The 12687-nt window shown below is 71.2% G+C and carries 9 protein-coding genes; 6 read left to right on the forward strand and 3 right to left on the reverse strand.

All coding sequences use genetic code 11. The annotated features are described in order from the left end of the window. Positions 1-293 precede the first annotated feature (293 nt). On the forward strand, positions 294-1838 hold the full coding sequence (locus tag ACFUJY_RS16670) for an MFS transporter (protein WP_383299560.1): 1545 nt from the start codon (positions 294-296) through the stop codon (positions 1836-1838). A 30-nt stretch (positions 1839-1868) separates the two neighbouring features. Here ACFUJY_RS16670 and ACFUJY_RS16675 read toward each other — a convergent pair whose 3' ends face one another. Further along, positions 1869-4160, reverse strand: coding sequence for a glycoside hydrolase family 3 N-terminal domain-containing protein (locus ACFUJY_RS16675; RefSeq protein WP_383299563.1), 2292 nt, complete (start codon positions 4158-4160; stop codon positions 1869-1871). 159 nt (positions 4161-4319) lie between these two features. Between ACFUJY_RS16675 and ACFUJY_RS16680 the strand changes: the two genes are divergently transcribed. Further along, on the forward strand, positions 4320-4919 hold the full coding sequence (locus ACFUJY_RS16680) for a TetR/AcrR family transcriptional regulator (RefSeq protein ID WP_383299566.1): 600 nt from the start codon (positions 4320-4322) through the stop codon (positions 4917-4919). A 228-nt stretch (positions 4920-5147) separates the two neighbouring features. After that, entirely contained in the window at positions 5148-8144 is a 2997-nt protein-coding gene (locus ACFUJY_RS16685) for a carbohydrate binding domain-containing protein (protein WP_383299569.1), read from the forward strand. A gap of 57 nt (positions 8145-8201) precedes the next feature. Here the strand turns inward: ACFUJY_RS16685 and ACFUJY_RS16690 are convergent, their stop codons facing one another. After that, positions 8202-9074 carry a carbohydrate kinase family protein gene (locus ACFUJY_RS16690; RefSeq protein WP_383300269.1) on the reverse strand — a complete coding sequence of 291 codons (873 nt, stop codon included), beginning with the start codon at positions 9072-9074 and terminating at the stop codon, positions 8202-8204. Positions 9075-9236: 162 nt separating this feature from the next. On the opposite strand from ACFUJY_RS16690, the gene ACFUJY_RS16695 reads away from it, so the two are divergent. Further along, positions 9237-9698: a hypothetical protein gene (locus ACFUJY_RS16695; protein WP_383299572.1), complete on the forward strand. Its 462-nt coding sequence runs from the start codon at positions 9237-9239 to the stop codon at positions 9696-9698. 12 nt (positions 9699-9710) lie between these two features. Here the strand turns inward: ACFUJY_RS16695 and ACFUJY_RS16700 are convergent, their stop codons facing one another. Further along, on the reverse strand, positions 9711-11771 hold the full coding sequence (locus ACFUJY_RS16700; protein WP_383300272.1) for a SpoIIE family protein phosphatase: 2061 nt from the start codon (positions 11769-11771) through the stop codon (positions 9711-9713). Between the two features lie 219 nt (positions 11772-11990). On the opposite strand from ACFUJY_RS16700, the gene ACFUJY_RS16705 reads away from it, so the two are divergent. After that, positions 11991-12245 carry a WhiB family transcriptional regulator gene (locus tag ACFUJY_RS16705; RefSeq protein WP_383299575.1) on the forward strand — a complete coding sequence of 85 codons (255 nt, stop codon included), beginning with the start codon at positions 11991-11993 and terminating at the stop codon, positions 12243-12245. 13 nt (positions 12246-12258) lie between these two features. Continuing rightward, on the forward strand, positions 12259-12579 hold the full coding sequence (locus tag ACFUJY_RS16710; protein WP_383299576.1) for a YkvA family protein: 321 nt from the start codon (positions 12259-12261) through the stop codon (positions 12577-12579). Positions 12580-12687 lie beyond the last annotated feature (108 nt).

Genomic DNA, 12687 nt, shown 5'->3' on the forward strand with positions numbered 1-12687 from the left:
CTGCGCCCTGGGCGCCCGCTGCGGCTACGGGGCTCCGGGATCACCCGGAGATGTCGTCGTCGCCTGCCATGTCTGGTCTCCTCGTCGCCTGCTCCGTCACACGCTGAACAGCGCGTCGATGGTACCAGCCGCCCCCTCGCACCCGCCGGCGAGCCGACCACCGCGGTCCGGCGGGCTCGGCGCAGGAGCCTTCCCGGGCCCGCCGGAGATCGATTCGCGACGGCCCTCCGCCGGAGCTAACGTCGGGGGAGTGAACGACCGCGTTCACTCCCCGCACACGCGGCTACGAACTCATGACCGGCTCCCACGCGGAAACCACGCGAGCCACCGCAACCCCCCGGAGGGACCGCGGCGGCACCATAGCCCTGCTGGTCATCTGCTCGTGCCAGCTGATGGTGGTCCTTGACATCACCATCGTGAACATCGCGCTGCCCCACATCCAGACATCCCTCGGCTTCTCCACCGAGAACCTGTCCTGGGTGATCAACGCCTACACCCTCACCTTCGGCGGCCTGCTCCTCCTCGGCGGCCGGATCGGTGACATCCTCGGGCGGCGCCGGGTCTTCATGACCGGCGTCGCCCTCTTCGTCATCGCCTCGCTGCTCGGCGGACTCGCCCAGGAATCCTGGCAACTGCTCGCCGCCCGCTCCCTCCAGGGCGTCGGCGGCGCGATCGCGTCCCCGACCGCCCTCGCCCTGATCACGACCACCTTCCACGAAGGCCCGGCACGCAACAGGGCCTTCGGCGTGTTCGCGGCGGTGTCCGCGGGCGGCAGCGCCATCGGTCTGCTCGCGGGCGGTGTGCTGGTCGAGTGGCTGGACTGGCGGTGGATCTTCTTCGTCAACGTGCCCATCGGCGCGCTGATCGTGCTCGCGACCCGGCGCTACATCCAGGAGTCCGAACGCCACCCGGGCCACTTCGACGTCCTCGGCGCCCTCACCGCGACGCTGGGCATGGTGTCCCTCGTCTACGGATTCATCCGGGCCTCCGAGGAGGGCTGGAGCGACACCCTGACGCTCCTCGCGTTCGCCGCGGCCGTCGTGCTGCTCGGCCTGTTCATCGCCGTCGAGAGCCGGTCCCGGCAGCCGATCACCCCGCTGTGGATGTTCCGCGACCGCAACCGGGCCGGGACGTACGGGATCATGCTGAGCCTCGCGGCGGCGATGTTCGGGATGTTCTTCTTCCTGACCCTGTTCGTGCAGAACATCCTGGGCTTCAGCCCGCTGCGCACGGGCCTCGCCTTCCTGCCGGTCAGCGTCATCATCGCGATCGGCGCCGGGTTCACCTCGAAGCTGCTGCCCCGGTTCGGGCCGAAGCCCTTCATGGTGACGGGCGCGGTCCTCGCGGCGGGCGGGCTCGGCTGGCTCACGCAGACCGACGTCCACAGTTCGTACCTGGGCAGCCTGCTGGGCCCGATCCTGGTGTTCGGGCTCGGTATGGGTCTGCAGTTCGTCTCGCTGACGCTGATGGCCCTGTCCGGCGTCGAGCCGCACGAGTCGGGCGCGGCCTCCGGAATCCTCAACACCACGCAGCAGGTGGGCGGATCGCTGGGCCTGTCCATCCTGGTCACGGTCTTCGGGACGGCGAGCCGCGACGAGGCGACCGGCCAGGTGCCCAAGTTCATGGCCGAGGCGACGCCGGCGCAGATCGCCCGGTTCCGCAGGACCGGACAGCTCCCCGGCCCCTGGGGCGACCAGGTTCTGGCGTCGGGCGTCTCCACGGCGTTCCTGGCCGCGGCGGCCTTCGCCGTCGCCGCCGCGCTGATCGCGCTGTTCGTCATCCAGGTCCGCGCCTCGGACCTGGAACGGCTGCGCGGGAGCGGCCGGCCGGGACCCTGAGAACAGGCCGACCGCCCCCGCGCCCCACGGTCAGCCCTTGACGGTGAAGCCCGCCCGCAGCAGGTCGTCGTCGCGCGACGACGGACCGACGAGCAGTTCGAAGGCCCCCGGCTCCACGACCCGCAGGCCCTCGGCGTCCACCAGGGCGCACGCCGCGACCGGCAGTTCGATCGTCACCTCGCGCGACTCACCCGGAGCCAGCCGGATCTGCCGGTAGGTCTTCAGCTCCTTCTCCGCCCACGTCACGGACGTCACCAGGTCACTCACGTACGCCTGTACGGTCTCCAGCGCCGGACGCCCGCCGGTGTTGCTCACCGTGACGCGCGCCCGCAGCGTGTCGCCCGCGCCCAGGACGTCGGTCAGCACCTCCAGGTCCGTGTAGGCGACGGTCGTGTAGCTCAGGCCCTCGCCGAAGGCGAACGCGGGCCGCTGGGTCAGGTCCGCGTACCGCGAACCGTGCTGGCCGCGCAGCTGGTTGTAGTACGTGGGCTGCTGTCCGGCATGGCGTGCGAAGGAAACGGGCAGTCGCCCGGACGGCTCGACGAGGCCGAGAACCAGCTCGGCCACCGCCCGGCCGCCCTGCATGCCGGGGTTGAAGGCGTACACGATCGCGGACGCCCGGTACGCGGACGGCGGCAGCACCAGTGGCTTCGAGGCGATGACGACCACCGTGAACGGCGTGTCCGTCGCGGCGAGCGCGTCCAGCAGCGCGACCTGGCCGCCGATCAGCTCCAGGGTCGCGGTCGAGCGCCCCTCACCGATCAGCTCGATGCGGTCGCCCACCACGGCGACGACGTGGTCGGCGGCCTCGGCTGCGGCGACCGCCTCCGCGATCAGGTCGCCGGACGCTTCGCACGGGACGACGATCTCGGGGCGCGGCTGCCCGTCCGGGAAGAAGGCCCCCTCCGGGTCCGGGCCCACCGTCAGGATGTCGGCGCCGCGCGCGTGGGTGACGGTCCAGCCGGCGGGCACCTGCTCCCGGAAGCCGTCGAGGACGGTACGGATCATGGCGCGCGGATGGCCGTCCGGCAGCCAGTCCGCCTGGCCGGAGGAGCCCGCCCAGTCCCCGAGCTGGGTCTGCGCGTCATCGGCGTTGGGGCCGATCACGGCGACCGTACGCGGTGCCGCACTGGCGTCCGCGACCGCCCGCCCGTCCGCCCCGGCCTCGAAGCCGCCCTCCAGGGGCAGGGTGCCGTCGTTGGCCAGCAGCACCAGCGAGCGGCGGGCCGCCTCAAGATTCAGCTCGGCGTGCCCGGCGCTGCCGATGACCGCCTGCTGCCGGTCCCGGTCGGGATGGCGCGGGTTCTCGAAGAGGCCCAGCTCGAACTTGAGCGTGAGGATGCGCGCGACCGCCGCGTCGAGGTCCGCCTCGGCGAGCCGTCCGGTCGCCACGGCCTGCTGCGCGCCCTCGAAGAAGTCGGGCGTGGTCATCACCATGTCGTTGCCCGCCCGGACCGCCGCGGCCGCCGCCTGCGTGTGGTCGGCGTACACCTTCTGCTCCCACACCATGCGGCCGACGTTGTCCCAGTCGGTCACCAGCGTGCCGGTGTAGCCCCACTCGCCGCGCAGCACCTCGTTGAGCAGCCAGTTGTTGACGGTGACCGGCACGCCGTCCATCGACTGGTAGCCCAGCATGAACGTACGGCAGCCCTCCTTGGCGACCCGCTCGAACGGCGGCAGGAACCAGGAGCGCAGCTTGCGGCGCGAGATGTCGGCCTCGCTCGCGTCCCGGCCGCCCTGGGTCTCGGAGTACCCCGCGAAGTGCTTGGCGCACGCCAGGATCGCCGTCGGGTCGTCCAGCCCCTCGCCCTGGTAGCCGCGCACCATCGCCGAGGCCAGTTCGCCGATGAGGAACGGGTCCTCGCCGAACGTCTCGCTGACCCGGCCCCAGCGCAGGTCCCGGGTGATGCACAGCACCGGCGAGAACGTCCAGTGCACCCCGGTCGCGGCCACCTCGACGGCGGTCGCCCGCGCCACGCGCTCCAGCAGTTCCGGGTCCCAGCTCGCGGCCATCCCCAGCTGAGTCGGGAAGATGGTGGCGCCCTCCCAGAACGAGTGCCCGTGGATGCAGTCCTCGGCGACCAGGAGCGGGATGCCCAGCCGGGTCCGGCGGGTCAGCTCGGCGGCCTCCAGGACGCGTTCGGGTGAGGCGTGCAGGATGGAGCCCGCGTGCATCTCCTCGATGTGCTGCCGTACCCCGTCCTTGGCGTTCAGCTGGAGCATCTGGCCGACCTTCTCGGGCAGCGTCATCCGGCCCAGCAGATCAAAGACGCGTTCCGGAATGGGCAGGCGGGGGTCGAGATAGGGCAGGGAGGAGCCCACGGGCTTTCCTTTCACGACGTCGGCGACGTTCTCATCGGGCGGTACGCGGAGGCTGAGCGCTCCGGGGACCACCGTACGCCGAATACCGACCTAGTGGTAAGTAAGTAGGATGCGAACATACGGGGCGGAGTCCGCCGAGACGACCGGGGAGCGTGCCGAGTGACCGGCGATGAGCGGCGCGGATACGCGAAGGGCCGGGCCAAGCGCGAGGAAATCCTCGACCAGGCCATGGCCATGTTCGGTGAGGCGGGCTACCGGGGCGCCTCTCTGCGGGTGATCGCCACCCGCTGCGGCATCTCGCATCCCGGACTGCTGCACCACTTCCCGACCAAGGAATCCCTGCTGCTCGCCGTCCTGGAACACCGCGACGCCGTGGACGGCCAGTGGCTGGAGGCGGGCCGTCCCACCGGCGTCGACCGGCTGCGCCGGCTGGTCGCACTCGCGGCGCTCAACGCGGAGCGGCGCGGCATCGTCGAGCTGTTCTGCGTACTGTCCGCCGAGGCCACCTCCACCGACCACCCGGCCCACGCCTACTTCGTGGAGCGGTACCGGTGCTCGGTGCTGTCCACGGCCGTCTCGTACACCGAGGCGCGCGAGAAGGGTGTGCTGCGGGAGGGCATCGACCCGCGGGAGGCGGCGCAGCAACTCATCGCGCTGATGGACGGACTGCAGATCCAATGGTTGCTCGGCGACGGCGCGACCGACATGGCCGGGGTGCTGCACGCGCATGTGCAGGCGCAGTTGACGGTGCCGTTCTGAGCCGACGCGCCAGGTGTCGCGAGACGGCGCCCCCACACCTCTTTACGGGCTTGTCATGTGCCGGTAACTTCGCTGCTGCAAGAGATTGCAGCAACATTCCGGCTTGATTTACAAGCTCGCTCGGACCTTGAGGCGCGTCAGGGTCTCCGGCGGGATCGCGCGGGCCCCACCTCCCGCGCATCGGACGCCACGGCTTCGCCGCCGTCGTGGCCCTTCCCTGGAGACACCATGAAACGCAACGCCCACCGGCTGCTGAGACGCACCCTGGCGTCCGCCGCTGCCGCCGCCGCGGTGTGCGGTCTGCTCACCGCACTGCCGGACACCGGCCTCGACGCACAGCCCGTCGCCGCCTCCGACGCGACGACCACCGTCTTCTACTACACCAAGACGAAGAACTGGGCCGCCTACAACCTGCACTACGCCCCCGACGGCGGCGCGTGGACGACCGTGCCCGGGGTGGCCATGGACGCCGCCTGCACGGACTGGGTGAAGAAGACCGTGCCGCTCTCCGGAGCCGAGGGCATCCAGGCGACCTTCAACAACGGCTCGGGCGTCTGGGACAACAACGGAGGCAAGAACTACGACCTGGGCAGCGGCAGCATCACCGTCAAGGACGGGGTCGTCGCCCACAGCGACCCGTGCGCGGACAGCGGTGACCCCGATCCGAGCCCCACTCCGACCGACGGGGCGCACACCGCGTCGGTGTACTACTCCACCGCCACCGTCGGCTGGACGACCACCAACCTCCACTACCGCCCGGCGGGCGGCTCGTGGACCGCCGTGCCCGGCGTCGGCATGGAGCCGGCCTGCACCGGCTGGGTGAAGAAGACGGTCGACCTCGGCGCCGCGACCTCGATGAAGGCCGCGTTCAACAACGGCAACGGCGTCTGGGACAACAACAACGGCGGCGACTACACGATCCCGGCCGGCCTCAGCACCGTGAAGGACCGCGCGGTCGTCAAGGACGCCGCGGACCCGTGCGCCGCCGAACCCGCCGACACCGAGGCACCCACCGCGCCCTCGGCGGTCACGGCGAAGGCCGACGGTGTGGCCGTCGTCCTGAGCTGGGAACCCGCCACGGACAACCGGAAGGTGACGCGCTACCAGGTCACCCGCACGGGCGGCACGAAGGGCGACGTCGTCACCGACGTCACCTCCACCGTGCTCTCCGAATCCGGCCTGGAGGAGAACACCACCTACACCTACACCGTCAAGGCGATCGACGCGGCGGGCAACACCTCCGCCGCATCCGCGCCCGCCAAGGCGACCACGGGCGACAAACCGCCCACGGCGGCCCAGGGCGCGCCCCTCGGCACCGACCCCCGCAAGGACCCGATCTACTTCGTCCTGACCGCCCGCTTCAACGACGGCGACGCGAGCAACAACCGGGGCGGCAGCCAGCACGTGAAGTCCGGCAACGCGGCCAACGACGATCCCATGTTCCGCGGGGACTTCAAGGGCCTGGTCAACAAGCTGGACTACATCAAGGGGCTCGGCTTCTCGGCGATCTGGATCACCCCCGTCGTCCTGAACCGGTCCGACTACGACTACCACGGCTACCACGGATACGACTTCTACAAGGTCGACCCCCGCCTGGAGTCCGCCGGAGCCTCTTACCAGGACCTCATCAACGCCGCCCACGCCAAGGGCATCAAGATCTACCAGGACGTCGTCTACAACCACTCCTCGCGCTGGGGCGCCAAGGGCCTGTTCACGCCGACCGTCTACGGCGTCCGCGACTCGCAGTGGAGCTGGTACTACGACGAGAAGAACGAGGGCTTCGAGTACGACGGACTCACCGTCGAGCCCAAGAGCGGCAAGTCCTACTACAACGGCGACCTGTGGTCCACGGCCGAACCCGCCGGCAACACGTGTCTCAACTGGGGCAAGCCGACCGGGAGCAAGTCCGCCGAGGGCTACACCATCTACAACTGCCAGTGGCCCAACCCCACGTCGGGGATGTTCCCGAAGGAGTACTACCACACCTGCTGGCTCGGCAACTGGGAGGGCGAGGACTCCCGCTCCTGCTGGCTGCACGAGGACCTGGCCGACTTCGACACCGAGTCCGCGCCGGTGCAGAACTACCTGATCGGCGCCTACGACAAGTACATCGACATGGGCGTGGACGGCTTCCGCATCGACACCGCGGTGCACATCCCGCGCACCACCTGGAACCGCCGCTTCCTGCCCGCGATCCAGGAGCGGGTCACCCAGCGGTTCGGCGCCGAGGCCGCGAAGAACTTCCTCGTCTTCGGCGAGGTCGGCGCCTTCGTCAACGACAAGTGGAACCGCGGCTCGGTCAACCACTCCGCGCAGTTCTTCACCTGGAAGGAACGCAAGGAGTACGACGCCGACGACGCCAAGGCCGCCCTGGAGATGTACGCGTACGAGGAGAAGCTCGGCACCGGCAACCAGCCGACCTCCACCAACGCGTTCCTGGACGGGAACAGCTACCACACCCCGGACCACAGCGAGTTCTCCGGCATGAACATCATCGACATGCGCATGCACATGAACTTCGGTGACGCCACCAACGCGTTCAACAACGGCAAGGACTCCGACGACTCCACCAACGACGCCACCTACAACGTCGTCTACGTCGACAGCCACGACTACGGGCCCAACAAGAGCAGCGAACGCTACGCGGGAGGCACCGACGCCTGGGCCGAGAACATGTCCCTGATGTGGACGTTCCGCGGCATCCCCACCCTCTACTACGGATCGGAGATCGAGTTCCAGGCCGGCAAGAAGATCGACTGCGGCCCCACCTGCCCCCTGGCCACCACCGGCCGCGCCTACTACGGCGACCACCTCGCGGGCAACGTCACCGCCTCGGAGTTCTCGCAGGTCGACTCCGCGTCCGGAGAGGTCGCCGACACCCTCGCCCAACCCCTGGTCAAGCACCTCCAGCGGCTCAACCGCATCCGCCGGGCCGTACCCGCCCTCCAGATGGGCCAGTACTCCACCGAGGGCATCAGCGGCCAGATGGCGTACAAGCGCCGCTACACCAGCGGATCGACCGACAGCTTCGCGCTGGTCACCGTCACGGGCGGCGCCTCGTACACCGGCATCCCCAACGGCACCTACAAGGACGCCGTCACCGGTGACACCCGGGTCGTGACCGACGGAAAGCTCACCGTCGAAGCCCCGGGCAAGGGCAACATGCGCGTGTACGTGCTGAACGGCCCCGGAAAGATCGGCACCGCGGGCCCGTACCTGAAGTGACCGGTGAACGCGGGTGCCCCGGTCCCCGGGGCACCCGCGCCTCACCCAAGGACCCCGCTACGTGCCCAGCAGCTCCGCCCGGCCGATCATGGCCGTCGAGCCCGGAGCCGTACACGCGAAGGCACCCGCCACCGCGCCCAGCCGGGCGCACTCCGACGGCCCACGCCCGTCCAGCCTGCCGAACAGGAAGCCGGTGACGAACGCGTCGCCCGCTCCGTTGCTGTCGACCACCGGCGCTGGCGGCGCGACCGCCGGAACGTGCACCGGTTCGTCGCCGCCACCACGGGTGAGGAAGTACGACCCCTCCGCGCCCGCCGTGGCCACCACCGTCGTGGCCCGGCCCTCACGCAGGATCTCCCGCATCAGCGCGGGCGCGCGCTCACCGGTCGCCGCCGCGCTGAAGAAGACCAGGTCGGACCGGAGGGCGAACTCCCGCTGGTGGTCGCTCCGTCCGTCCCAGTCGTGCAGATCGGTGGAGACCGGCACCCCCAGCGCCTCGATGTCGTCGTACAGGAACCGGGTGAAGTGCGTGATCGACAGATGGACATGGCGGGCCCGCCGCAGCCGGGGGAGGTAGAACTCCCGCGGCATCCGCAGCCCCTCCGGGTCCCGGGCGTCGTAGAACGACATCCGGCGCCCCGTCGCGTCCACCAGATTCACCGCACGCCGGGTCCCGGCCGGGGAGATCACCGCGTGGAACTCCACCTCGCCCTCGGCAAGCCGTTCACGCACCTGCGTACCGGTCCAGTCGTCGCCGATGCAGTCGAGGAACACCACGTCCAGCCCCAGCGCACGGGCGCCGAGCGCCACGTTCCCGCCGGTCTGACCGGGCCACTCCTGGATCGGGCCGACCAGCACCGAGTCGGCCAGTGGGACCGGCAGGGCGTCGACGCGGACGATCGTGTCCACCCCGCTGCCGCCGACCACCACGACGTCGTATTCCGTTGGCTGTTGGACCACTGAGCCCCCTCTCGCGTACCCGCCGCGCCCAGTATCGCCCACCGGCCCGGGCCGCTCGACGCGCGCCCGGGACCCCTGCTGGCTAGGCTCGACCGGGGGCCGCCGACAACCCGTTCCCTGGAGGCTCACGCCATGATGCTGTTGCCCGAACCGCGCGATATCCCGCCGCGCCTCGCCACCGGCGCCTTCATCCTCAACTCCGGCCTCGGCAAGCTCAAGGCCGACGAGGGCACCGCGCAGGGACTGCACGGTATGGCCAGCAACGCCTATCCTTTCCTTGGCAAGCTGGAACCCGCCCGGTTCACCCGATTGCTCGCGTGCTCCGAGATCGCGGTCGGCGCCACCCTGCTGGTGCCCTTCGTACCGACCCGGCTGGCCGGGCTGCTCCTCACCGGGTTCTCCGGCGGTCTCTTCGGCCTCTACCTGCGGACCCCCGGCATGCGGGAGCCCGGTAGCCTCCGGCCGACGCAGGACGGGATCGCGCTCGCCAAGGACTCCTGGATGCTGGGCATCGGCCTGGGCTTCCTCGGCGCCGGCGGCAGCCGCGTCCGTGCCACCGCGAAGTGCCGCACCCGGCGCAGGTGCGCGCACTGAACCCCGGCTCCGTCACGTGTGGACCCGGGCCATCAGCAGTGCCACGTCGTCGTGGCCGTCCGGGTCCCGCAGCTCCCGCAGCAGCCGGTCGCACGTCGCGTCGAGCGACACGTCCCGGGTGCGCAGCAGCCCCAGCAGCGTCGCCAGGCGGCTGTCGATGTCGTCGTCACGCGTCTCCACCAGGCCGTCCGTGTACAGGACCAGCCGGTCGCCGGGGCCGAACGGGACCGTGACATCGCTGAACGGAACCCCGCCCACGCCCAGCGGCACCCCGGCGGGGAGATCCAGCAGCACCGGCTCACCGCCCTCCGGGATCAGCACCGGCGGCAGATGCCCGGCCGTGGACACCCGGCACCGGCCGGCGTCCGGGTCGTACACGGCGTAGACGCAGGTGGCGAACCACGGGTCCAGGCCGGCGGTGATCTCGTCCAGGTGCCCCAGCACCTCGGCGGGGTCCAGGGAGAGCCGGGACAGCGTCTGGGTGGCGGTGCGCAGCCGCCCCATCGTGGTGGCCGCGTTGATCCCGCTGCCCATCACGTCGCCCACCACCAGGGCGGTGCCGCCGCCGCGCAGCCCGATCACGTCGAACCAGTCGCCGCCGACCTCGTACCGCGAGGCCGCCGGCCGGTAACGGGACACCACGTCGAGGCCCGCCGGGTCGTGATGGTTGCGCGGCAGCATGCTGCGCTGGAGCGTCAGCGCGGTCTCCTGCTGCTGGCGGTAGAGGCGGGCGTTGTCGATGCCCACCGCGGCCCGGGCCGCCAGCTCGGCGGCCAGCGCCTCGTCCTCCGCCGTGAACGGCAGCGGGTTGTCCGTCCGGATCAGGTCGATCGCCCCCAGCACCTCGCCCCGCGCGATCAGCGGCACCGCCAGGTACGAGTGCGCGCCCGCCTCGGCCAGCAGGGCGGCCGACCGCTCGTCGCGGGCCACCCGGGCCAGCTTCTCCGCGTCGAGATACGGCTCCCGCACCGGCCGCGCCGTCCGCACACAACGGGTGACGAGGCGGTCGGCGCCGTACCGGGCGGCCCGGCCCGGCGGGTCGGCGGCGTCCACCACGGGCGTCGGCCGGGCGGCCACGACGGCCAGGGCCTGGATGAGGAGCGGGCCGTCGGACGGCCCGGGGCGCCCCTTCAGAACGCTGTCCAGCACGTCCACCGCGGCGACGTCGGCGAGCTGCGGCACGGTGACCTCGGCCAGCTCCAGGGCCGTCTGCTCCAGGTCGAGCGTGGTGCCGATGCGCACCGAGGCGTCGGCGATCAGCGCGAGGTGCTGCCGGGCCCGCTCCGCCTCGGCCGCCGCGCGGTACCGGTCGGTGACGTCGATCAGCGATGCGGCGATGCCCAGCACCCGCCCCGTCGAGTCGTCCAGCCGGTACAGCGACACCGACCAGGCGCGGTCGCTGTCCGGAGCGGCGGGGGAGCGGCCGACCACCTGGCGCGACACCTGCGGCACACCGCTGTCCAGCACCTCCCGCGCGGCCGCCTCCAGACCGTCCGGGCCCAGGAACGACAGCGCCTCACCCATCGGCCGCCCCAGGTGCTCCGCGGCCCGCACGCCGTCCATCCGCTCCAGCGCGGCGTTGGCGGACAGGAAGCGGAGGTCGGGGCCCAGGACCGCGAGACCGATCGGCGACTGGTCGACCAGGCCCACCGACAGCGCGAGATCCCGCTCCAGCCGGCGCAGCACGTCCCCGTCGGCCGCCAGCCCCAGCGCGTAGAAGTCACCCCGGTCGTCCTGCAACCGCATGTTCCGGAACTCCAGCAGCCGGATGGTGCCGTCCTTGTGCCGTACGGGGAAGACCCCGGCCCAGGCCTCGCCGCTGCCCATCACCTGGCCGAAGAGGCGCAGCACCAGCTCGAAGTCGTCCTCGTCGACCAGCACCCGGGCGGCGAACCGGCCCAGCGCCTCCTCGGCGGAATACCCCAGCAGCCGTTCGGCCTGCGGGCTCCACAGCACGATGCGGCCCTGGGTGTCCAGGACGAGCGCGGCGACCCCGAGGACGTCGAGCAGACCGCTCTCGGACGCCCGGCGCGCGCCCGCCCGGTGGGCCTCGCCCCAGCCGCCGATCCGCATGTCATCAGTGCCGCCCACGGACGATCCTTCCCAGCCGTCACCGTGCCCGACGCAGGCCCGCCGTCTCCCATGATCGCCCCTGAGCCGCCGCCCCCGCAGCTTTGGGGGACGTGAAGAGGACGCGAAGGAAGGGCCACCGGGGTTTCGGGGGTGAAATGCCGGTCACCCGCAGCGTACCGAGGCAAACGCGACGCACACGACCGTCAGGAGTGAGAGTCCATGGAGAACTGGCGCATGCACGCGGCCTGCCGCGACGAGGACCCGGACCTGTTCTTCCCCATCGGAAGCAGCGGCCCGGCGCTCGTCCAGGTCGAGGAGGCCAAGGCGGTGTGCCGACGCTGCCCCGTACAGCAGGAATGCCTGCGGTGGGCCCTGGAGAAGAACCAGGACGCCGGGGTGTGGGGCGGTCTCGGGGAGAACGAGCGGCGCGCACTGAAGCGTCGCACCCGGCACCGGACGCACCGCTCCGGATAAGGCAGTATGAAGCATGGACACCAAGGCTTGGATCATCGTCGGCGCGGCGCTCGTGCTGCTCATGCTGGCCGCCGCCGGCGTCCTCCTGGTGCGGGTCCTGAAGGCCAGGAAACTGCTGGCCGACGCCGGTGTCCCGCTGCACAACAAGGCGCTGGTCTGGGCGGCGGTGCTGTACACCGTGTCGCCGGTCGACCTGCTGCCGGACCCGGTCTACCTCGATGACATCGGGTTCCTCCTGCTGGCCCTGCGCTCGCTGCACGCGGCGGCGCGGGCCGCGGGTGTCGGCGGGCGCCCGGAACGGCCCGCGGAGGCCGGGCCCGGCCTCGTCAGGTAGTTCCGCACGCACATTCCGGTGAACCCGGCGCGTCCTGATCGTTGACAGCTGGACGAGTACACGTCACTCTCCTGGGAGAGCGCTCTCCCAACCCGCCGCGGGACCCCC

Origin of the sequence: Streptomyces sp. NPDC057249, assembly GCF_042669245.1 — a bacterium.
Classification (GTDB): domain Bacteria; phylum Actinomycetota; class Actinomycetes; order Streptomycetales; family Streptomycetaceae; genus Streptomyces.

Excerpts from the sequence above, each read along its gene's own strand:
- ACFUJY_RS16670 (WP_383299560.1), top strand. The coding sequence starts at position 294 with ATGACCGGCTCCCACGCGGAAACCACGCGAGCCACCGCAACCCCCCGG.
- ACFUJY_RS16710 (WP_383299576.1), top strand. The coding sequence starts at position 12,259 with ATGGACACCAAGGCTTGGATCATCGTCGGCGCGGCGCTCGTGCTGCTC.
- ACFUJY_RS16700 (WP_383300272.1), bottom strand. The coding sequence starts at position 11,771 with ATGCGGATCGGCGGCTGGGGCGAGGCCCACCGGGCGGGCGCGCGCCGG.
- ACFUJY_RS16695 (WP_383299572.1), top strand. The coding sequence starts at position 9,237 with ATGATGCTGTTGCCCGAACCGCGCGATATCCCGCCGCGCCTCGCCACC.
- ACFUJY_RS16685 (WP_383299569.1), top strand. The coding sequence starts at position 5,148 with ATGAAACGCAACGCCCACCGGCTGCTGAGACGCACCCTGGCGTCCGCC.
- ACFUJY_RS16705 (WP_383299575.1), top strand. The coding sequence starts at position 11,991 with ATGGAGAACTGGCGCATGCACGCGGCCTGCCGCGACGAGGACCCGGAC.